Source organism: Citrobacter sp. RHBSTW-00017 (genome assembly GCF_013797615.1).
GTDB classification, from domain to species: domain Bacteria; phylum Pseudomonadota; class Gammaproteobacteria; order Enterobacterales; family Enterobacteriaceae; genus Citrobacter; species Citrobacter braakii.
Genome location: NZ_CP056899.1, coordinates 4060303 through 4082938 on the forward strand (window position 1 = coordinate 4060303; position 22636 = coordinate 4082938).

Annotated in this window: 16 protein-coding genes and 3 pseudogenes; 9 read left to right on the top strand and 10 right to left on the bottom strand. The window is 51.9% G+C overall.

The annotated features are described in order from the left end of the window. Nucleotides 1-93: 93 nt before the first annotated feature. The 3 genes and pseudogenes from HV037_RS19660 to HV037_RS24690 form a co-directional block, all read left to right on the top strand. On the top strand, nucleotides 94-441 hold the full coding sequence (locus HV037_RS19660) for a YacC family pilotin-like protein (protein ID WP_003018667.1): 348 nt from the start codon (nucleotides 94-96) through the stop codon (nucleotides 439-441). Nucleotides 442-504: 63 nt separating this feature from the next. Beyond that, nucleotides 505-701, top strand: a pseudogene (locus HV037_RS24685) (polyamine aminopropyltransferase); the annotation flags it as partial. Nucleotides 702-720: 19 nt separating this feature from the next. Next, nucleotides 721-936, top strand: a pseudogene (locus tag HV037_RS24690) (hypothetical protein); the annotation flags it as partial. Nucleotides 937-949: 13 nt separating this feature from the next. Here HV037_RS24690 and HV037_RS19665 read toward each other — a convergent pair. The 3 genes from HV037_RS19665 to acnB all read right to left on the bottom strand — a co-directional run bounded on the left by HV037_RS19665 (nucleotide 950) and on the right by acnB (nucleotide 5412). Then, nucleotides 950-2164, bottom strand: a complete 1215-nt coding sequence (locus HV037_RS19665; protein WP_049281552.1) for a rhomboid family intramembrane serine protease — start codon at nucleotides 2162-2164, stop codon at nucleotides 950-952. Nucleotides 2165-2277: 113 nt separating this feature from the next. Further along, nucleotides 2278-2640 (bottom strand): protein YacL, encoded by a 363-nt coding sequence (yacL, locus tag HV037_RS19670; RefSeq protein WP_016155706.1) that lies wholly within the window; start codon nucleotides 2638-2640, stop codon nucleotides 2278-2280. Nucleotides 2641-2814: 174 nt separating this feature from the next. Further along, on the bottom strand, nucleotides 2815-5412 hold the full coding sequence (gene acnB / locus HV037_RS19675; protein WP_049042705.1) for a bifunctional aconitate hydratase 2/2-methylisocitrate dehydratase: 2598 nt from the start codon (nucleotides 5410-5412) through the stop codon (nucleotides 2815-2817). A 447-nt stretch (nucleotides 5413-5859) separates the two neighbouring features. Between acnB and HV037_RS19680 the strand changes: the two genes are divergently transcribed. Further along, complete coding sequence (locus HV037_RS19680) at nucleotides 5860-7461, top strand: DUF3300 domain-containing protein (RefSeq protein ID WP_103283478.1); 1602 nt, start codon at nucleotides 5860-5862, stop codon at nucleotides 7459-7461. A gap of 10 nt (nucleotides 7462-7471) precedes the next feature. Continuing rightward, complete coding sequence (locus tag HV037_RS19685) at nucleotides 7472-8266, top strand: DUF2950 family protein (protein WP_016155703.1); 795 nt, start codon at nucleotides 7472-7474, stop codon at nucleotides 8264-8266. 50 nt (nucleotides 8267-8316) lie between these two features. On the opposite strand, the pseudogene traT reads toward HV037_RS19685, so the two are convergent. The 5 genes and pseudogenes from traT to pdhR all read right to left on the bottom strand — a co-directional run. Then, nucleotides 8317-8499, bottom strand: a pseudogene (gene traT / locus HV037_RS19690) (complement resistance protein TraT); the annotation flags it as partial. A gap of 67 nt (nucleotides 8500-8566) precedes the next feature. Beyond that, nucleotides 8567-9991 carry a dihydrolipoyl dehydrogenase gene (gene lpdA, locus HV037_RS19695; RefSeq protein WP_016155701.1) on the bottom strand — a complete coding sequence of 475 codons (1425 nt, stop codon included), beginning with the start codon at nucleotides 9989-9991 and terminating at the stop codon, nucleotides 8567-8569. Between the two features lie 175 nt (nucleotides 9992-10166). Continuing rightward, nucleotides 10167-12059 carry a pyruvate dehydrogenase complex dihydrolipoyllysine-residue acetyltransferase gene (gene aceF / locus HV037_RS19700; protein ID WP_103283477.1) on the bottom strand — a complete coding sequence of 631 codons (1893 nt, stop codon included), beginning with the start codon at nucleotides 12057-12059 and terminating at the stop codon, nucleotides 10167-10169. A gap of 14 nt (nucleotides 12060-12073) precedes the next feature. Further along, nucleotides 12074-14737, bottom strand: a complete 2664-nt coding sequence (gene aceE / locus HV037_RS19705; RefSeq protein WP_016151717.1) for a pyruvate dehydrogenase (acetyl-transferring), homodimeric type — start codon at nucleotides 14735-14737, stop codon at nucleotides 12074-12076. Between the two features lie 162 nt (nucleotides 14738-14899). Further along, nucleotides 14900-15664, bottom strand: a complete 765-nt coding sequence (pdhR, locus tag HV037_RS19710; RefSeq protein ID WP_003018699.1) for a pyruvate dehydrogenase complex transcriptional repressor PdhR — start codon at nucleotides 15662-15664, stop codon at nucleotides 14900-14902. Nucleotides 15665-16228: 564 nt separating this feature from the next. Between pdhR and aroP the strand changes: the two genes are divergently transcribed. The 3 genes from aroP (at nucleotide 16229) to HV037_RS19725 (ending at nucleotide 20116) form a co-directional block, all read left to right on the top strand. Further along, nucleotides 16229-17602: an aromatic amino acid transporter AroP gene (gene aroP, locus HV037_RS19715; RefSeq protein ID WP_085951098.1), complete on the top strand. Its 1374-nt coding sequence runs from the start codon at nucleotides 16229-16231 to the stop codon at nucleotides 17600-17602. 157 nt (nucleotides 17603-17759) lie between these two features. Continuing rightward, nucleotides 17760-19166: an MFS transporter gene (locus HV037_RS19720; RefSeq protein WP_016151715.1), complete on the top strand. Its 1407-nt coding sequence runs from the start codon at nucleotides 17760-17762 to the stop codon at nucleotides 19164-19166. Then, entirely contained in the window at nucleotides 19166-20116 is a 951-nt protein-coding gene (locus HV037_RS19725) for a family 43 glycosylhydrolase (RefSeq protein ID WP_075847960.1), read from the top strand. Before HV037_RS19720 ends, HV037_RS19725 begins: the two co-directional genes overlap by 1 nt. 83 nt (nucleotides 20117-20199) lie before the next feature. Here the strand turns inward: HV037_RS19725 and ampE are convergent, their stop codons facing one another. Then, the gene (ampE, locus tag HV037_RS19730; protein WP_016155697.1) at nucleotides 20200-21054 is read right to left on the bottom strand and encodes a beta-lactamase regulator AmpE; all 855 of its coding nucleotides are present in this window, start codon (nucleotides 21052-21054) and stop codon (nucleotides 20200-20202) included. Then, nucleotides 21051-21614: a 1,6-anhydro-N-acetylmuramyl-L-alanine amidase AmpD gene (ampD, locus tag HV037_RS19735; RefSeq protein WP_181500135.1), complete on the bottom strand. Its 564-nt coding sequence runs from the start codon at nucleotides 21612-21614 to the stop codon at nucleotides 21051-21053. Before ampD ends, ampE begins: the two co-directional genes overlap by 4 nt. An 87-nt stretch (nucleotides 21615-21701) precedes the next feature. Between ampD and nadC the strand changes: the two genes are divergently transcribed. Next, complete coding sequence (gene nadC, locus HV037_RS19740; protein ID WP_016151711.1) at nucleotides 21702-22595, top strand: carboxylating nicotinate-nucleotide diphosphorylase; 894 nt, start codon at nucleotides 21702-21704, stop codon at nucleotides 22593-22595. Nucleotides 22596-22636: the final 41 nt, after the last annotated feature.

The following is a 22636-nucleotide window of genomic DNA, read 5'->3' on the forward strand; positions in this document are numbered from 1 at the left end:
TACGGGAAGGTCAAGTAAACGGCTAATAATAAAGGTCGTCGCTTCGCTCGCAGTGTGCTAACGTTTAAATTCCGTGATGCAGTGGTAGAAGCAATGAAGACGTTTTTCAGAACCGTTTTGTTCGGCAGCCTGATGGCCGTATGCGCAAACAGCTACGCGCTTAGTGAGTCCGAAGCCGAAGATATGGCCGATTTAACGGCAGTTTTTGTTTTTCTGAAAAATGACTGTGGATACCAGAATTTGCCAAATGGGCAGATTCGTCGCGCACTGGTCTTTTTTGCCCAGCAAAACCAGTGGGACTTGAGTAATTACGACACCTTCAATATGAAAGCGTTGGGTGAAGACAGCTACCGCGACCTCAGCGGTATAGGCATCCCAACGGCCAAGAAATGCAAAGCGCTGGCACGTGACTCCCTGAGCCTGTTGGCTTACGTTAAATAGCCTCTATCCACTGAAACGTCTATTGAAACAATGACTGGGCATTCCCTGTCATTGTTTACTTTGGATCACCAAGATCACATCATTTTTGAAAACGAAGATTTTGGCTGCTGGATGACGTGGTGCAAATCACCGAGCGCGATGAGTTTATGAATCATGAAATGATGGCCCACGTTCCTGTATTGGCCCATAGCCATGCCAGGAATATGCTGATTATCAGGAGGGGGGACGACGCTATACCGAGTGAAGTACCACGTTCGCGACTTCACCTACGACGTGAACAAGGAAAATATCTTTCATACTAAGATTTTACTGAAAGAAATCTACCTTCAGCACTGCACGTCCCATACTGAACCGAAAGAGTTTAGAGAAGAGGAACCTAATGTCATCACCGGTCTGCTCTGGAGAGAGATACGCGAAATCTACTCCCCCCATAATATACAAGTAATTTTATCTAACTTCACATTCAGACACCGATTTTCAACACAGGTCTTGTGACAAAAATTGTTTATTACCACCGACGACAAATTGTAGTTCTGCACCGCTCTAAAGAAACAGCATTAAATATTAATTCAGGGATATTCTCAAATATTTTACTAGAGTTATCATTCACGATCACTGATTCGTTAAATTGATGTTCAGCTTCAAAATATTTTTTGATATCTACAGATGAATTTGGATAATTTTTAAAAGAAATATTAACAAGTTTTTGTCGGGCCACGCAATAATTACTAATTATTTCTATACTATGTTTTTCAGTTTCACTTATCTTTTCAGAACGCAGATCCTCAGTAATATTTATACAATTATTCAAATCCTCTTCAATACGCTCTTTAATTCTTAAGCCATATTTATAAAACAACCCCCTCATTTTTTCACAGTCGATTAGTTCAGATCGAACAATACTTCCGCTTTCAACACTAGCATCAACACATTGGTTAAAAAATCTAAAATCTATCGGTTGGTCTGGGGCACCCTCTCGCATGTCTTTCACAATAAACTCTAATCTAGAAAGTCGAACGAACTTAATATTCTCAGGAATTGAATATTTAGCAAGCACAGCACCTTCAATTATACACACTGTCATGATCAGAATTATTGAAACCTTGCCTGGTTTTTTAAAAAAATGGGTCTTCCCATCTACACTTAGGGCACCTAAGACGAACCCAGTAACAAAACCACCCAAATGTGCCATGTTATCTACAGGCAGAAATAATCCTAAACATATTACAATAATAACATTGGTGAAAATTTTAGAAAATGGAAGCTCGATCTTGTTACACAATCCAAAAGCTAGCAAATAGCCGGTAATACCAAGAATGGCTCCTGATGCTCCACAACTAACTATCAACTCATATCGATGAACTACAGCACTTAATATCCCTCCAGCGATACCAGATAACATATAGACAGCAATAAAAACTCTACGTGAAAACATGTTTTCAAACAAAAAACCAATCCCAAGTAGTGCAATCATATTAGAGAAAAAATGAAAAATACTTAAATGCATAAACATGCTACTTAAAAGTCTCCAGTATTCACCTGATAGGGTTAACGGAGACGCATTCCCTCCCCATGCAATGATGAATGAGGATGCTTGATATAAATTAAACGCCCGCGAATCCAAATAAGCCGAAAAAACAAAGAAAACAAAATTAACAAAAACAAGAACCGCAGTAACAGCCCATTTACTATTTTTAAACCCACTTATCTTTAGATAACTCATGATTGATAATCCCTGTTTCTGATTTACTTTCATCCATAAAATTTAGACATCTTGTTAATTCACAAGATGTCTAAATTTAAAACCTCCCAGTTAATTACACAACCCTAAGAAGATCATTTTTGCTTTAAAAATTCACGATAAGCCGCCACGACCTGAAGAAAGTCCTCTACGCCGCAAAGTGAAAAGCTCTCTTCGTCGTAGTAGCTCATCCCCTCTTCCATTTCATCTCCGGAGAATTCCAGCTGATTGGCGCGCACCATCACCTCTTCACCATCCAGCCAGAGCGTGTATTCATGCCCTGCTCGCTGCCAGGAGCGCTCACTGCCCTTCACCGCATGCGCCGCCTGTTCCACTTCATCAAGTAAGGCCAGGTTCTCTTTCACTTCTTCGTTAAACCAGTGCCCCACCACCTCGTGGCCCATGGACATACGCACTTTTACCACTCCGGTAATATCGCGCAGAAATTCGTAATCCATAATGTCTTCCTCTGCTCCCGGCAATGCGCCAATACCGCATTGCGCCTTGCTGTAATTATCGCAGCAGCGCGGCAGAAAAAAAGCGTAGCGGGTATAAGGAATAGAAATAAAAATGCCCGGAGAAGCAGACTTCTCCGGGCATTGATGCGTTTTTACACAAATCGCGTTTGCGTATTACACCGCGGTCTGGAAAATCACACCATCGGCTTTCTCAGTATACTGAGACAGCTGGTCGAAGTTCAGATAACGGTAAGTATCCACCGCCGTCTTATCAACCTGCGCCACATAGGTCTGATACTCTTCCGCCGTCGGCAGTTTGCCAATCAGCGCCGCAACCGCCGCCAGCTCCGCAGAAGCCAGGTAGACGTTCGCCCCGGTACCTAAACGGTTCGGGAAGTTACGGGTAGAGGTCGAAACCACCGTTGCGCCGTCAGCCACACGCGCCTGGTTACCCATGCACAGCGAACAGCCAGGGATCTCAATACGCGCACCGCTCTTACCAAACACGCTGTAGTAGCCTTCTTCGGTCAGCTGCGCCGCATCCATACGGGTTGGCGGAGCCACCCACAGACGCGTCGGCAACTGGCCTTTGTGTGCATCCAGCAGTTTACCCGCCGCACGGAAGTGGCCGATGTTGGTCATGCAGGAGCCGATGAAGACTTCATCGATCTTCTCGCCCTGCACGTCAGACAGCAGACGCGCGTCGTCCGGATCGTTCGGTGCACACAGGATTGGCTCTTTGATATCCGCCAGATCGATGTCGATCACCGCCGCGTATTCTGCGTCAGCGTCGGCTTCCAGCAATTGCGGATCCGCCAGCCATTTTTCCATCCCCTGCACACGACGCTCCAGCGTACGGCGATCGCCGTAACCTTCAGCGATCATCCACTTCAGCAGAACGATGTTAGAGTTCAGATACTCAACGATCGGCTCTTTGTTCAGTTTGATGGTACAACCGGCAGCGGAACGTTCAGCGGAGGCATCGGTCAGTTCGAACGCCTGCTCCACTTTCAGATCCGGCAGACCTTCGATTTCGAGGATGCGGCCAGAGAAGATGTTTTTCTTACCTTTCTTCTCAACGGTCAGCAGACCCTGTTTGATCGCGTACAGCGGAATGGCGTGTACCAGATCGCGCAGGGTAATCCCCGGCTGCATTTTGCCTTTGAAACGCACCAGAACGGATTCCGGCATATCCAGCGGCATCACGCCGGTCGCAGCAGCAAACGCCACCAGGCCAGAACCCGCCGGGAAGGAGATGCCAATCGGGAAACGAGTATGGGAGTCACCACCGGTGCCGACGGTATCCGGCAACAGCATGCGGTTCAGCCAGGAGTGGATTACGCCATCGCCCGGACGCAGCGACACGCCGCCACGGTTCATGATGAAGTCCGGCAGAGTGTGGTGCGTGGTCACGTCAACCGGCTTCGGATACGCGGCAGTGTGACAGAAGGACTGCATCACCAGGTCAGCAGAGAAGCCCAGGCACGCCAGGTCTTTCAGTTCATCACGGGTCATCGGGCCGGTGGTATCCTGAGAACCCACGGAGGTCATCTTCGGTTCGCAGTACGCGCCCGGACGGATACCTTTCACGCCGCAGGCGCGGCCCACCATTTTCTGCGCCAGAGAGAAGCCGCGGCTGCTTTCCGCCACGTCTTTCGCCTGACGGAATACGTCGCTGTGCGGCAGTCCCAGCGCTTCGCGCGCTTTGGTGGTCAGGCCACGACCGATGATCAGCGGAATACGGCCACCAGCGCGCACTTCGTCGATCAGCACATCAGTTTTCAGCTCAAAGCTTGCCAGCAATTCGCCGGTTTCGTGGTTACGCACTTCTCCTTTGAACGGGTAAACGTCAATCACGTCGCCCATGTTCATGTTCGAAACGTCCACTTCGATTGGCAGTGCGCCCGCATCTTCCATGGTATTGAAGAAGATCGGTGCAATTTTGCCGCCGAGACACAGACCGCCGCCACGCTTGTTCGGTACATGAGGGATATCATCGCCCATGAACCACAGTACGGAGTTGGTTGCAGATTTACGCGAAGAGCCGGTACCAACAACGTCACCCACATAAGCCAGCGGGTAGCCTTTTTTCTGCAGTTCTTCAATCTGTTTGATCGGACCTACCGCGCCCGGCTGGTCCGGTTCGATACCTTCACGGGCGTTTTTCAGCATCGCCAGCGCGTGCAGAGGGATATCCGGGCGAGACCATGCGTCCGGTGCCGGAGAGAGGTCATCGGTGTTGGTTTCACCCGTCACTTTAAACACGGTAACGGTGATTTTTTCAGCCAGAGCAGGACGGTTCAGGAACCATTCGGCATCGGCCCAGGACTGCATTACCTGCTTCGCATATTCGTTGCCCGCTTTGGCTTTTTCTTCTACATCGTAGAAGTTATCGAACATCAGCAGCGTTGAAGAGAGCGCTCTGGCGGCAATCGGCGCCAGTTTTGCGTCGTCAAGCGCGTCGATCAGCGGATGAATGTTGTAACCACCCTGCATGGTGCCCAGCAGTTCAATGGCTTTTTCTGGCGTCACCAGCGGGGAGGTGGTGTCGCCTTTCGCGACGGCAGCGAGAAAACCTGCTTTAACATAAGCGGCTTCATCTACGCCAGGAGGAACGCGGTTGATCAACAGGTCTAACAGGAATTCTTCTTCGCCCACAGGCGGGGTCTTCAGCAGCTCGACAAGTGCGGCCATTTGGGTTGCGTCTAACGGTTTTGGCACAATCCCCTGGGCAGCACGCTCAGCTACGTGCTTACGGTATTCTTCTAGCACGACGATATCTCCTCGCTCTCATTGTCATAATGCGGCGCTTTTGTAGATGGGCGATTCTCTTCACGCTCCTGTGAGACAGTAGTTAGTAGGGTAAATGCCCGGTACCGCGTAAGGCACAATAACAGGATTTTCATTAAGTGTTAATCCGTTTACAAAAAAGCAACATAAAAAATTGGCTGAATCGTTAAGAATGGTGTAGCGACAAGGCGGGGCGTAATTTAGGCTCCCTAAAAACGATGTGAAACGGTGGATTTTCAAGCGCGACATGCTGAATATTCCAGCGATTTTTCAGCCATCAGATATAATTGTGTAATAAATCTTCACACTCTTTTTCCGGACCTGCCGGGTGAATCCCCAATAAAAGTCAAAACTATCTAACACGGGTGAATAATACTCGCGGCAACAGAACGCCTCACGGCACAGCGCTTGTCTCGTTGGAGTCATTTTATGAAGTTGCCCTTTAAGCCACATCTGCTTGTCCTTCTGTGCAGTGCCGGGCTATTTGCCGCCTCTGGCGTGATGTTCGTTAAAAGTCGCGCAACGGAGCCAGCAGCTCCAGCCCCCGTCGCACAGCAACCGTCCGCACCGGCTCCAGCTCCCGTAGCGGCCCCTGCCTCGGCCGATCAACCAGCGCCCACCGCAGCCCCTACGTACACATCGGCACAAATCGATCAGTGGGTTGCGCCTATCGCGCTCTATCCGGATTCACTGCTGTCGCAAATTTTGATGGCCTCAACCTACCCGGCCAACGTCATCCAGGCCGCGCAGTGGTCAAAAGACAATCCCAAAATGCAGGGTGATGCCGCCATTCAGGCCGTTGCCAGCCAACCCTGGGATCCCAGCGTGAAATCGCTGGTGGCGTTTCCACAGCTGATGTCGCTGATGGGTGAAAATCCGCCGTGGGTACAGAGCCTGGGCGATGCATTCCTTGCGCAGCCGAAAGAGGTTATGGATTCCGTTCAACGCCTGCGTGCGCTGGCGCAACAGACCGGAGCATTGCAATCAACACCGCAGCAGACTGTTACCACCGTGGCCAAAGCAGCTCCGGCTAAAACCGTTACCAGCGAGTCAACGACCACAACAGCCACGACCGCCGCCTCAGCAAGCCCAACGGTAATCAAAATTGAATCCGCCGACCCGCAGGTAGTTTACGTTCCCACCTATAACCCAAATACGGTTTACGGTACCTGGCCGAACACCGCCTATCCGCCAACCTATCTACCGCCAACGCCCGGCGAGCAGTTTGGCAACAGCTTCGTTAACGGTTTAGGCTTCAGCCTCGGCGTCGCCACAACTTATGCCATCTTCAGCAATATTGACTGGGATGACGACGATGACTGGGATCACCATCATAACGATGACTGGGATAACCATGGCGGCTATAACCGCAACGGTGATAACAACATCAATATCAACGTTGATAACTTCAATAAAATCAGTGGACAGCGTCTGACGGATGCCAACCGTACCTGGCAGCACAACCCGGCCTATCGCGAAGGGGTTCCGTACCCTAATAGCCAGCTCAATAACCGCTTCCACTCCACTAACACGGCTACGGGCCTAAGCTCAACCCAGCAAAGACCGGTCAACCGTGATAGCCAGCGTCAGGCAGCGTTGAGCCAGATGGAAAAATCAACGGGGAAAACCTTCCCCCAGACGGCGCGTACGGGAACGAAAGACGCCCAGCGTCAGGCATCCAGCCAACAGCTAAAGCAAATTTCCCAGCGTAATAACTACCGTGGTTACGATAGCAAACCGCAAACGGCAAAACGGGCAAACACTCAGCAACATGAACATCGCCAGGCCGCCACTCAGCGACAAGAGAAACGGGTCACGCAACCAGCGCAGCAACGCAACGTGCAGCAGCGCAATCTTCAACAACGGACCAGCCAGCCGCGGGCCAATGCGCTGAGCGGCAACGACAGTCGCTCCGCCAGTTGGCAGGCGCAGCAGCAGCGAGGGGCTCAAAGCAGGCAGGTCGCCCGCAACCAGCCATCTCGCCAGCTATCCGGCGACCGTGCTGAACACCGTGAATTCCGTCATCGTTAAGGGAAGCGACATGAAAAATAAACTACTCAGTGGAATGGTGTTATTCATGGTTTCGACCACCGCGATGGCACAGCAATCCTTCAGCACACCAGACCAGGCGACCGATGCCCTGGCAACCGCGATAAGCGAGCAGAATGAAAGCGCGATGAACAACCTGCTCGGGGAAAACTGGCGCGAGTTTCTGCCACCGGAAGGCGTCGATCCTGATGCGGTTGATCGCTTCCTGCGCGACTGGAAGGTCCGCCATAATACCGTCATCGACGGCAATACCGCGCACCTGGTGGTCGGGGACAGCGACTGGCAACTGCCGATCCCGGTTGTTAAAACCGCTTCCGGCTGGCAATTTGATATCAAGGAAGCGGCTGAAGAGATCCTGACCCGAGAGATTGGGCGCAACGAACTTGCGGCTATTGAAGCATTACACGCCTATGTAGATGCTCAGCAAAGCTACTTTGCGATGAACCAAAAATACGCGCAAAAGATTGTCAGTTCTGAAGGGAAAAAAGATGGTCTGTACTGGCCTGTTTCGCCCGGCGAAGCGCCAAGCCCGCTTGGCCCGGCCTTTAGTCCGCAAGAGCCTGGCACGGGCTATCACGGCTATCGTTTCCGTATCCTTCCCGATAAAACCAGCGGCTTTGCGATGGTTGCCTGGCCCGTCAGCTACGATCACACTGGTGTTATGAGTTTTATGATTAACGGTGATGATAAAGTCTACCAGGCCGATCTCGGCGCTGATGCACAGCAGAAAGCCGAGGCGTTAACCGCATATCATCTGGATAAAAACTGGCAGCCCGTAGCGCCCTGAATGCCAGTCAAATAGTGAGTTGACCGGGGCTCCGGCCAACTCACGAGAGATTACAGGATGTTAGCGACGGATTTCGCCAGCTGCGCTTCCAGAACCGGTTTCGCTTCTTCGAACTTCAGGTTCACTTTGTTGGCATTAGACACGACGCGGGTCTGGTATTTTGCGCGATCGCCCTGCGCGCTGCTGGTTTGCAGCTTGATACCGGACGTGCCCTGGCGCAGTGCGGCAACGTTACCAAAACTGGTAGCTTTCAGGCAAAAAAAACGCCTCCGAAGAGGCGTTTTCACAAAAGCGGGAAGATTACTTTTTCTTCGCTTTCGGGTTTGGCAGGTCGGTGATGCTACCTTCGAACACTTCTGCCGCCAGGCCCACAGACTCGTGCAGAGTCGGGTGCGCGTGGATGGTCAGCGCGATGTCTTCAGCATCACAACCCATTTCGATCGCCAGACCGATTTCACCCAGCAGCTCGCCGCCGTTGGTACCGACAATCGCACCACCGATAACACGGTGAGATTCTTTGTCGAAAATCAGTTTAGTCATACCGTCTGCGCAGTCGGAAGCGATAGCACGACCAGAAGCAGCCCACGGGAAGGTGGCGGTCTCAAAGCTGATGCCTTTCTCTTTCGCTTCTTTCTCAGTCAGGCCAACCCATGCAACTTCTGGTTCAGTGTATGCGATGGATGGGATAACTTTCGGATCGAAGTAGTGTTTCTTACCGGCGATAACTTCAGCGGCAACGTGACCTTCGTGAACACCTTTGTGCGCCAGCATCGGCTGACCGACGATATCGCCGATAGCAAAGATGTGCGGCACGTTGGTACGCAGCTGTTTGTCAACGCGGATGAAGCCACGGTCATCAACTTCCACGCCAGCTTTGCCCGCGTCGAGGTTTTTGCCGTTCGGTACACGACCGATAGCCACCAGCACTGCATCGTAACGCTGAGCTTCAGCTGGCGCTTTTTTGCCTTCCATAGAAACGTAGATACCGTCTTCTTTCGCTTCAACGGCGGTTACTTTGGTTTCCAGCATCAGGTTGAATTTCTTGCTGATGCGTTTGGTAAAGACTTTAACCACGTCTTTATCGGCAGCCGGGATAACCTGGTCGAACATTTCAACCACGTCGATCTCTGAACCCAGCGCATGGTACACGGTACCCATTTCCAGACCGATGATACCGCCGCCCATTACCAGCAGGCGCTTAGGAACAGTTTTCAGTTCCAGTGCATCGGTGGAATCCCACACGCGCGGATCTTCATGCGGAATGAATGGCAGTTCGATCGGACGGGAACCCGCCGCGATGATCGCGTTGTCAAAGTTGATCACGGTTTTGCCGTTTTCACCTTCAACTTCCAGGGTGTTCGCCCCGGTAAATTTACCCAGACCGTTAACCACTTTCACTTTACGGCCTTTGGCCATACCCGCCAGACCGCCGGTCAGTTGAGTGATAACTTTTTCTTTCCAGGTACGAATCTTGTCGATATCGGTTTTCGGCTCGCCAAAAACGATACCGTGTTCAGCCAGCGCTTTGGCTTCTTCGATAACTTTTGCTACGTGCAGCAGCGCTTTAGAAGGGATACAGCCGACGTTCAGACAAACACCACCGAGGGTGCTGTAACGTTCTACGATGACGGTCTCCAGACCTAAATCTGCGCAACGGAAGGCAGCAGAGTAACCTGCAGGGCCTGCCCCAAGTACCACGACCTGAGTTTTGATTTCAGTGCTCATCATGACCTCTTAATTTATACCCGTCGTCCACCGGGTCGTTCTATCCGCCCGTATTTTACAAAATTGTTAACAATTTTGAAACAACAAACGGCAACCGATTTGTCTTTCGCACAATAACCTCACTGACTTCATGAGATTACCAGAAAAAAGCCGGCCGTCGGGCCGGCTTTTTCGCTTACATCACCAGGCGGCGAATGTCAGACAGCATGTTGTTGATGATGGTGATAAAGCGCGCACCATCAGCACCGTCGATTACGCGGTGGTCGAAGGAGAGCGAAATCGGCATCATCAGACGCGGCATAAACTCTTTACCGTTCCACACTGGCTCCATAGAGGACTTGGAGACACCGAGGATAGCCACTTCCGGCGCGTTCACAATCGGCGCGAAGTGGGTCGTACCCAGGCCACCGATGCTGGAGATGGTGAAGCAACCCCCCTGCATTTCGCCAGCGGTCAGCTTGCCATCACGCGCTTTCTTGGAGATGGTGGTCAGTTCACGAGACAGCTCGGTAATGCTCTTCTTGTTCACGTCTTTGAAGACCGGAACAACCAGACCATTCGGCGTATCTACCGCGACACCGATGTTGATGTATTTTTTCAGGGTCAGACGCTGACCGTCTTCAGACAGAGAGCTGTTGAAGCGCGGCATCTGTTCCAGAGCGGCGGCAACGGCTTTCATGATGAAGACCACTGGCGTGAATTTCACATCCAGTTTACGTTTTTCAGCTTCGGCGTTCTGCTGTTTACGGAACGCTTCCAGATCGGTGATATCGGTCTTGTCGAAGTGAGTAACGTGCGGGATCATCACCCAGTTACGGCTCAGGTTAGCACCAGAGATTTTCTGGATACGGCCCAGTTCCACTTCTTCGATTTCACCAAACTTGCTGAAGTCCACTTTCGGCCAAGGCAGCATGCCCGGAATACCGCCGCCTGCTGCTGCCGGAGCAGCTTCAGCACGCTTGATAGCGTCTTTCACGTAAGCCTGAACGTCTTCACGCAGGATACGACCTTTACGGCCAGAACCTTTCACTTTCGCCAGGTTTACACCGAACTCGCGCGCCAGGCGACGAATCAGCGGCGTTGCATGAACGTAAGCGTCGTTCTCAGCGAACTCAGATTTACCTTCCGCTTTCGCGGCCGGAGCTGCGGCTGGTTTAGCAGCCTGAGCCGGTGCAGCTGCAGAGGCTGGAGCAGCCGCGGCAGCTGGAGCGGCAGCAGGTGCTGCGCCTTCAACTTCGAAGATCATAATCAGAGAACCGGTTTTGACTTTGTCACCGGTGCTGATTTTGATTTCTTTCACGGTGCCCGCGAACGGTGCCGGAACTTCCATCGACGCTTTATCGCCTTCAACGGTAATCAGTGACTGCTCAGCGGCAATTTTATCGCCCACTTTAACCATCACTTCAGTGACTTCAACTTCGTCACCGCCGATATCCGGAACGTTAACCTCTTTCGAGCCAGAAGCTGCCGGAGCCGCCGCTGCAGCTGGAGCTGCCGCCTGAGCCGGTGCTGCAGCAGGCGCTGCGCCTGCAACTTCGAAGACCATAATCAGAGAACCGGTAGACACTTTATCGCCCGTGTTGATTTTGATCTCTTTAACGGTGCCCGCGAACGGCGCCGGAACTTCCATTGACGCTTTATCGCCTTCAACGGTGATCAGAGACTGTTCAGCCGCAACGGTGTCGCCCACTTTAACCATAACCTCGGTAACTTCGACTTCGTCACCGCCGATGTCCGGTACGTGTACTTCTTTCGCCGCTGCCGCAGCAGGTGCTGCTGCCGGAGCTGCTTCTTTCTTCTCTTCTGCCGAAGCAGGTGCAGCGGCTGCTGCACCATCGGCGGAATCGAAAATCATGATCAGTTTGCCGGTCTCAGTTTTGTCGCCAACAGAGACTTTGATCTCTTTAACGATACCTGCCTGAGGAGACGGAACTTCCATAGAGGCTTTGTCGCCTTCTACGGTGATCAGCGACTGTTCAGCTTCAACTTTGTCGCCCACTTTGACCAGGATCTCGGTGATTTCAACTTCATCAGCCCCGATGTCCGGTACATTGATTTCGATAGCCATTATTCTTTTACCTCTTACGCCAGACGCGGGTTAACTTTATCTGCATCGATGTTGAATTTGATGATTGCGTCAGCAACCACTTTCTTATCGATTTCGCCACGTTTAGCCAGTTCGCCCAGGGCCGCTACAACCACATAAGAAGCATCAACTTCGAAGTGGTGACGCAGGTTTTCACGGCTGTCAGAGCGACCGAAGCCGTCAGTACCCAGTACGCGATAATCATCAGCCGGTACATAAGTACGAACCTGTTCGGCAAACAGTTTCATATAGTCAGTAGATGCCACTGCCGGAGCGTCGTTCATCACCTGAGCGATGTACGGAACGCGCGGAGTTTCCATCGGGTGCAGCATGTTCCAGCGTTCACAATCCTGGCCATCACGCGCCAGTTCAGTGAAGGAGGTTACGCTGTAAACGTCAGAACCTACACCGTAGTCGTTCGCCAGGATCTGTGCTGCTTCACGCACGTGACGCAGGATAGAACCGGAGCCCAGCAGTTGAACTTTACCTTTCTTACCTTCGAGGGTTTCGAGTTTGTAGATACCTTTACGGATACCTTCCTCGGCACCTGCTGGCATTGCCGGCATGTGGTAGTTTTCGTTCAGCGTGGTGATGTAGTAATAAACGTTCTCTTGTTTCTCACCGTACATACGCTCCAGACCATCGTGCATGATGACCGCAACTTCGTACGCGTAAGACGGATCGTAAGAGATACAGTTCGGGATAGTCAGAGACTGAATATGGCTGTGACCATCTTCGTGCTGCAGACCTTCGCCGTTCAGCGTCGTACGACCAGAAGTTCCCCCTACCAGGAAGCCGCGAGCCTGTTGGTCGCCTGCCTGCCAGCACAGGTCACCGATTCGCTGGAACCCGAACATGGAGTAGTAGATGTAGAACGGAATCATCGGCAGATCGTTGGTGCTGTAGGAGGTCGCAGCAGCCAGCCAGGATGCGCCAGCACCCAGTTCGTTGATGCCTTCCTGCAGGATCTGACCTTTCTCGTCTTCTTTATAGTAAGCAACCTGCTCACGGTCCTGCGGGGTGTACTGCTGACCGTTCGGGCTGTAGATACCGATCTGACGGAACAGACCTTCCATACCGAAAGTACGCGCTTCGTCAGCGATGATCGGAACCAGACGATCTTTGATCGACTTGTTCTTCAGCATCACGTTCAGGGCACGAACGAAAGCGATAGTGGTGGAGATTTCTTTGTTCTGCTCTTCCAGCAGCGCACCGAAGTCTTCCAGAGCAGGCAGTTCCAGCTTCTCGGTGAAGTTCGGCTGACGAGCAGGCAGATAGCCGTGCAGTTTCTGACGCTGAGCGTGCAGATAAGTGTGCTCTTCAGAACCTTCCGGGAAGGTGATGTAAGACAGGTTTTCAACCTGCTCATCGGTCACAGGAACGTTGAAACGGTCGCGGATATAACGCACGCCGTCCATGTTCATTTTCTTAACCTGGTGAGCGATGTTTTTACCTTCGGCGGTGTCACCCATGCCGTAACCTTTGATGGTATGGGCCAGGATTACAGTTGCTTTGCCTTTGGTTTCCTGCGCTTTCTTCAGTGCAGCGTAGACTTTCTTCGGATCGTGACCACCACGGTTCAGAGCCCAAATCTGCTCGTCAGTCCAGTCAGCAACCAGGGCTGCGGTTTCCGGGTATTTACCGAAGAAGTGCTCACGTACGTATGCGCCATCTTTGGATTTAAAGGTCTGGTAGTCGCCGTCAACGGTTTCGTTCATCAGTTGGATCAGTTTACCGCTGGTATCTTTACGCAGCAGCTCATCCCAACGACCGCCCCACATGACTTTGATAACGTTCCAGCCAGCGCCCGCGAAGATGCCTTCCAGTTCGTTAACAATCTTGCCGTTACCGGTGACCGGACCGTCAAGACGCTGCAGGTTACAGTTGATAACAAAGACCAGGTTGTCCAGTTTCTCACGGGTCGCGATGGTGATAGCACCCTTAGATTCTGGCTCGTCCATTTCGCCGTCGCCCAGGAAGGCGTAAACGGTTTGTTTAGAGGTATCTTTCAGGCCACGGTGTTCCAGATATTTCAGGAATTTAGCCTGGTAGATTGCACCGATTGGGCCCAGACCCATAGATACGGTCGGGAACTGCCAGAATTCCGGCATCAGTTTCGGGTGCGGGTAGGAAGACAGGCCTTTGCCATGTACTTCCTGACGGAAGTTGTTCATCTGCTCTTCAGTCAGACGACCTTCCAGGAATGCGCGAGCGTAGATGCCCGGAGAGATGTGGCCCTGGAAGTAAACCAGATCGCCGCCATCCTGCTCGTTGCGTGCACGGAAGAAGTGGTTGAAGCAAACATCATACACCGTTGCGGAGGACTGGAAGGATGCCATGTGGCCACCCAGCTCGAGGTCCTTTTTAGACGCGCGCAGTACGGTCATGATGGCGTTCCAGCGGATAGCAGAACGAATACGACGTTCCAGCTCCAGATTGCCCGGGTATTCCGGTTCATCTTCAACGGCAATAGTGTTTACATAATTGCTGGCCCCAGCACCTGCCGCTACTTTCACGCCGCCTTTGCGAGCTTCTGAAAGCAGTTGGTCGATCAGATACTGAGCACGCTCAACACCTTCTTCACGGATGACCGATTCGATCGCCTGTAGCCAGTCGCGAGTTTCGATCGGATCCACGTCATTTGGGAAACGTTCTGACATGGGGGTATTCCTTATCTATCTAATACGTTGAGTTATCTGGAACCTGTCCCATTACGTTCTCACCAGAGAGCGTAATAAGACAGGTTCTGCGTTTAGTTGCCGCGCCTTTCGATAGCGCTTGATTTACAACATCTTCTGGTTAACGTTCTGCCAGAAAAATCACTAATTCTTTCGTTGCTCCAGACGGCGTAAGGCGCGTTCACGACGGCTTTCCTCACGGCTCCTGTCCAGCAGAATCTCTTCGATAAACGCCAGGTGACGGTGAGACGCTTCACGCGCTTCTTCAGGCTTCCCGGCGATAATTGCTTCAAAGATGCGGGTACGGTGACTGCTCACCAGCGGCAGCATCTCGCGACGCGCATACAGCAATTCGAAGTTTTGCCGAACGTTCTGGGCCAGCATCGGCTCCATACACCTTAGCAAATGGAGCAGCACCACATTATGTGCCGCTTCGGTGACAGCAATTTGATACTGGAGTACCGCGTCAGATTCGCCGTCAAGATCGCCGGACTGTTGAGCAAGCTCGATCGCATGGTGGAGTTCACGGATACGCGTTTTGTCTTCATCCGTGCTGCGCAGTGCAGCGTAATAGGCTGCAATACCTTCCAGCGCATGGCGCGTCTCAAGCAGGTCAAACTGGGATTCAGGATGGTCGGAGAGCAGCTCTACCAGTGGGTCGCTAAAGCTCTGCCACAGGCTGCTCTGAACAAAAGTGCCACCGCCCTGACGACGAAGCAGTAACCCCTTCGCTTCAAGGCGTTGGATCGCCTCGCGTAAGGAGGGGCGGGAGACGTCGAACTGTTTTGCCAGCTCGCGTTCCGGTGGGAGTTTTTCTCCGGGGCGAAGTGTCCCCTCAAGAATTAAAAACTCCAGCTGCTGCTCAATCACATCGGAGAGTTTTGGTTGGCGGATTTTGCTGTAGGCCATGATTTCCTGTCTTAAGCCATTTGCCCGGAGTCAATTGGTCTTACCAATTTCATGTTCTTGACGCTAAAGTAACAAAGTATTCACCTTCTGTCCATACAGGTTTTGATTGAAATCAGTAAAGGGGGCATATTTTAACAACATTACAGAAATAACGTTTCAAACATGTAACTATGCACAAATGTTAAATTTACCCACCACGGGGTAGTTTTAACGGAATTGAAACGAAAAAATATCTCATCTGAACCGATTCACCTGATTATTTATCGACACATTAGCCACAATTAGTGAATAAAAATTCAAAATGGAAATTTTGTGGTAGATAAACTCGCATTTACAAATGGTTTCTTTTTATTCAACTCGTCATCTTGCCCGCATAAAGCAGGTGCATTCGCGCTCGCATATCATTATTCTGATCAAGACAAAAGCATTGAGGCAACATTTTATATAAAGCATCTGTAAACAAATAAATACAACAAACGGAATTGCAAACTTACACACGCATTGCTGCGTAGTTCAAAAAATAAGTACTCGAAATATGAAGAGTAAAACCACACACGAGGTTTAATGATGGAAAGTCAACAGCATGGCGATCAGCTCAAGCGCGGTCTTAAGAACCGCCATATACAGCTAATCGCGCTGGGTGGCGCGATTGGTACCGGGTTATTCCTCGGTAGCGCATCCGTTATCCAGTCTGCAGGACCGGGTATTATTCTGGGTTACGCAATTGCCGGCTTTATCGCCTTTTTGATTATGCGTCAATTAGGTGAAATGGTAGTTGAAGAGCCGGTTGCAGGCTCCTTTAGCCACTTTGCTTATAAATACTGGGGCGGTTTCGCGGGTTTCTCTTCTGGCTGGAACTATTGGGTACTGTACGTCCTGGTTGCCATGGCTGAACTGACTGCCGTAGGTAAATACATCCAGTTCTGGTATCCGGATATCCCCACCTGGGTTTCTGCTGCAGCCTTCTTCGTGCTGATCAACGCCATCAACCTGACCAACGTGAAAGTGTTTGGGGAAATGGAGTTCTGGTTCGCCATTATCAAAGTCATTGCCGTGGTTGCGATGATTCTGTTCGGCGGCTGGTTGCTGTTTAGCGGCAACGGCGGCCCGCAGGCCAGCGTCAGTAACCTGTGGAGTCAGGGTGGCTTCCTGCCGCACGGCTTCACCGGTCTGGTGATGATGATGGCTATTATTATGTTCTCTTTTGGTGGGCTGGAGCTGGTCGGGATCACCGCAGCAGAAGCCGATAACCCGGAGCAAAGCATTCCCAAAGCAACCAACCAGGTTATCTACCGTATCCTGATTTTCTATGTAGGTTCGCTGGCAGTTCTGCTTTCCCTGATGCCGTGGACGCGCGTCACGGCTGATACCAGCCCGTTTGTCCTTATTTTCCACGAGCTGGGCGACACCTTTGTTGCCAATGCACTGAACATCGTAGTGCTGACCGCTGCCCTTTCTGTGTATAACAGCTGCGTATACTGCAACAGCCGTATGCTGTTCGGTCTGGCACAGCAGGGCAACGCGCCAAAAGCGCTGATGAACGTCGACAAACGCGGTGTACCGGTGAACACCATTCTGGTCTCCGCGCTGGTTACGGCTCTGTGTGTACTGATCAACTATCTGGCCCCGGAATCCGCCTTTGGCCTGCTGATGGCGCTGGTGGTTTCCGCACTGGTGATCAACTGGGCAATGATTAGCCTGGCGCACATGAAGTTCCGCAAAGCCAAACAGCAGCAAGGCGTTACCACCCGTTTCCCGGCGCTGCTCTATCCGCTTGGTAACTGGGTATGTCTGATTTTCATGGCTGCAGTGCTGGTGATTATGCTGATGACGCCGGGCATGGCGATTTCGGTGTACTTAATCCCGGTATGGATAGCCATTCTTGGCATCGGCTATTTGTGCAAACAGAAAACCGCCAAAGTAGCTAAAGCGCATTAATTCTCCCTCCCCCACCTGCATCAGGTGGGGGTTGTTACCTGCCTCACACTTTCCCACTCACGACTGTTTCGTCCATATCACTGGCGTTATCCTGCAACGCAAAAACACCTCTGCCAGACAATAATTATCTCCATATCTTATTAATGGAGTGCAGTTGATGGAAACCAGTAAGCTCACGGTGAAAGAAAAGATCGGCTATGGAATGGGCGACGCCGGATGCAACATCATCTTTGGCGCCATCATGTTGTTTGTTAACTATTTTTACACAGATATTTTTGGCCTGGCACCGGCCCTGGTCGGCGTGTTACTGCTCTCAGTACGCGTTATAGATGCCGTTACCGACCCTATTATGGGCGCGATGGCCGACCGCACCCGCAGCAAATATGGTCGATTTCGTCCATGGCTTTTGTGGATGGCTTTCCCATACGCATTATTTAGCGTACTCATGTTTACCACCCCTGAGTGGACATATAACAGCAAAGTAATCTATGCGTTCGTCACCTACTTCCTGCTCTCTATCACCTATACGGCGATCAATATCCCTTACTGCTCGCTCGGCAGCGTCATCACTAACGATCCAAAGGAACGTGTCGCCTGCCAGTCATATCGCTTTGTGTTGGTAGGAATTGCAACCCTGCTGCTCTCCCTCACCTTGCTGCCAATGGCGGACTGGTTTGGCGGGGAAGATAAAGCTAAAGGCTATCAGATGGCGATGGCAGTGCTGGCCTTCATCGGCATGTGTATGTTCCTGTTTTGCTTTGCAACCGTCCGTGAGCGCGTACGTCCTGCCGTCCCGACTAACGACGATTTAAAAGCCGACCTGAAAGATGTATGGAAAAACGATCAGTGGGTAAAAATCCTGCTGTTAACCCTGTGCAACGTCTGTCCGGGCTTTATTCGCATGGCTGCCACCATGTACTACGTAACCTGGGTTATGCAGCAAAGCACGCAGTTCGCAACGCTGTTTATCAGCCTTGGCGTTGTGGGCATGATGATCGGCAGCATGCTGGCGAAGGTGTTAACCGATCGCTGGTGCAAACTGAAAGTCTTCTTCTGGACCAATATCATCCTGGCGATTTTCTCCGGCGCGTTTTACTTCTTTGATCCTAAAGCCACCATGATGATTATGGTGCTTTACTTCCTGCTCAACATTCTGCATCAGATCCCATCCCCACTGCACTGGTCGCTGATGGCGGATGTCGATGATTACGGCGAGTGGAAAACCGGTAAACGTATCACCGGAATCAGCTTCTCCGGCAACCTGTTCTTCCTGAAACTGGGCCTGGCGATTGCCGGAGCGATGGTTGGTTTCCTGCTCTCCTGGTACGGCTACGACGCAGGGGCGAAAGCGCAAAGCGACTCCGCCATTAACGGTATTATGCTGCTGTTTACCATCATACCGGGTGTAGGCTACCTGATTACCGCAGGCGTAGTTCGTCTGCTGAAAGTTGACCGCGAGTTTATGCAACAAATCCAGACAGATTTAGAAAAGCGCCGCGCCAACTACCGTGAACTGAATGAGTACCACGATATAAAAACGACTGAAAACGTAAGGAAAGCCTAATGAATCAGTGGCCAAACCCCTTTATTGAACAGCGTGCCGACCCGTTTATTTTACGTGACGGTAGCCACTACTATTTCATTGCTTCAGTGCCCGAATACGATCGTCTGGAGATCCGCCGGGCGGACTCGCTGGAAGGGTTACGCACCGCCGTCCCGGTTGTCGTCTGGCGCAAACCAGAAAACGGCCCCATGAGCCAGCTGATCTGGGCACCTGAGATCCATCATCTGGCAGGCAAGTGGTACATCTATTTTGCCGCCGCCCACACACAGGCGCTCGACAAGCTGGGGATGTTCCAGCACCGTATGTTTGCGCTCGAATGTGCAGACGCCGATCCGCTGACCGGCCAATGGACAGAGAAAGGGCAGATTAAAACGCAGTTTGATACCTTCGCGCTCGATGCCACCACCTTTAACCATCAGGGAAAACAGTGGTATCTGTGGGCGCAGAAATCCCCCGATATCGCCGGAAACTCCAATATCTATCTCGCCGAACTGGAAAATCCATGGACGATTAAAGGCGAGCCGGTAATGCTCAGTCATCCAGAGTATGACTGGGAATGCCGGGGTTTTTGGGTCAACGAAGGCCCGGCCGTCATGGTTCACGGCGATAAGCTGTTTATCAGCTATTCCGCCAGCGCCACCGATGAGAACTACTGTATGGGATTATTGTGGATTGATCTCAATGCCGATCCGCTCAACCCGCAGAACTGGCACAAATCGCCGCGCCCGGTCTTTACCACCAGCTACGAAAACCGCCAATACGGGCCGGGGCACAACAGCTTTACGCAAACGCCGGAAGGTGAAGATGTGCTGGTGTACCACGCGAGAAATTACACTGAAATCGAGGGCGATCCGCTGTACGACCCAAACCGCCACACTCGTCTGAAGCTGGTGCGCTGGAACGAAAACGGGATGCCAGATTTTGGCATCCCGCATGCTGATACGCTTTGAAAGATTGGCCCGCAAGCACAAAGCGACCGGGCCAATTTTTTCCTCGACGGATAAGCGCAGCGCCATCCACCAATAATAATGGCTTAAATTAATGTTCCATAAATGGTCAACACGGCAATGACCACCACCACCACAAACGAGGTCTTCTTCGCCATCGAAACCGCGGCTTTTGGCGTTGCGACTTTATCGGTATGTGGTTCACGCGCTAAAGAAAACTGCGCAAGGCGAGTAAGCACCTGATATTGCGAAGTATGCAGATCCGCCAGCGACGCAAACCAGGCAGGCAACGCCTTCTCGCCGTGCCCCAGCAGCGCATAGACGACACCCGCCAGGCGCACCGGGATCCAATCCAGCACATGCAGGATCGCATCGATACCTGATTGCAAACGCTGGTGTGGCGTCTGATAGCGCGCCAGCCAGGACTGCCAGGCACGTAGAAAGGCATAACCCACCAGCGTCACCGGTCCCCACGGGCCACCGACAATCAGCCAGAATAACGGCGCCAGATAAAAGCGAAAGTTGTTCCATAACAGCGCGTTCTGCAGTTCGCGCAAGAACTCACGCTCATCGCACTCAGGCGGAATCCCATGAATCAGGGTCAGCTCGCTGGCCATCGCTTCACGGGCGTGAGCGTCATCGCGAGCAGCCGCGTTCAGATAGGCATGATAATGAAGACGCGTCTTGCCAGCGCCGATGCACAGCAAACCAATTAAGATCCACGCCACCAGCAAAGGCACGTTAAACAACAGGCCTTGAAGTGCGCGCAGCAGCAGGAATGTCACCCCCATCGCAATAAGGGCCATGCCTACCGTACGCATCATCGAAAAATGCTTCACCCGGCGGAAAAAAGCTTCAACCCGGTGATCAAGCTGCCAGTGCTCACCCAACTTAAACAGGCGTTCAACAATCAACACCAGTAATGTTGTAAACAGCGTCATGTCATCTCCTTGTGCGACGAGGGGGTGACCAGGGCGCGAAACCTTGCCCAGTCAAAAGAGGGCCCGGGATCGGTCTTACGCTCGGGCGCAATATTGCAATGTCCTGTCATGTTGTTGGCAATGGCCGGATAACGCGTAATCAGGGCATTCGTCACGGCTGCCAGTTGCTGATACTGCGCATCGGTATAGGCCAGCGTATCCGTCCCTTCCAGCTCAATACCAATTGAGAAATCATTACAGCGTTCGCGGCCTTGATAGTTCGACACGCCAGCATGCCAGGCGCGTTTATCAAAGGGGACATACTGCACGATTTCACCGTCACGGCGAATTAAACAATGTGCCGAAACGCGCAAATGGGCGATCCCGGCAAAATAAGGATGGGCATTGGGATCAATCGTGCCCGTAAACAGCGCATCGTTCCACGGGCCGCCAAACTCGCCGGGCGGCAGGCTGATATTATGCACCACCAGCAGAGAAGGGTTTTCGTCATCCGGGCGGCAATCGTAATGAGGAGAGGGAACGCGTCGCGCCTCTGCCAGCCAGCCCTCGTCTAACAACATGCAGAATCTCCTTATTGGTGGTGCTCATATCAGGTTCAGGGTAGCATGTTTCCACCTTATGATTCGTTAGCAATTTGGAGTTTTATCATGCCGCCTCGCCGCTATAACCCTGACTACCGACGTGACGCGCTGTTGGAACGCATAAATCTGGATATCCCTGCCGCTGTAGCTCAGGCGCTGCGTGAAGATTTAGGCGGAGAAGTTGATGCCAATAACGATATCACCGCACAGCTTTTACCCGCGGAGATGCGCTCCCACGCCACCGTGATCACCCGCGAAGATGGCGTTTTTTGTGGAAAACGTTGGGTGGAAGAGGTCTTTATTCAACTGGCTGGCGATGATGTCAACATCACCTGGCATGTCGAAGATGGCGACAGCATTAAGGCCAATCAGCCGCTATTTGAACTGGACGGCCCTTCCCGCGTGCTGCTAACCGGCGAACGTACCGCGCTTAATTTTGTACAGACGCTTTCGGGTGTGGCGAGCGAGGTGCGTAAATATGTCGACCTGCTGGCGGGAACAAAAACCCAACTGCTGGATACACGTAAAACTCTGCCGGGGCTGCGTACCGCGCTGAAATACGCCGTATTATGCGGCGGCGGCGCGAATCATCGTCTGGGGCTTTCTGATGCTTTCCTGATTAAAGAAAACCACATTATTGCTTCAGGTTCGGTACGTCAGGCCGTTGAAAAAGCCTTCTGGCTGCACCCGGATGTGCCGGTTGAAGTCGAAGTAGAAAGCCTGGATGAACTGGACGACGCGCTGAAAGCAGGGGCCGACATCATCATGCTCGATAACTTCGAAACTGACCAAATGCGGGAAGCGGTAAAACGCACCAACGGCCAGGCGCGTCTGGAAGTGTCGGGTAACGTCACTCATGAAACTCTGCGCGAATTTGCCGAAACCGGCGTGGATTTCATCTCTGTTGGCGCGCTGACCAAGCATGTTCGCGCGCTCGATCTCTCTATGCGTTTTCGCTAATTACTGATGGTTTAGCCCGATAGTACATTCACTTATCGGGC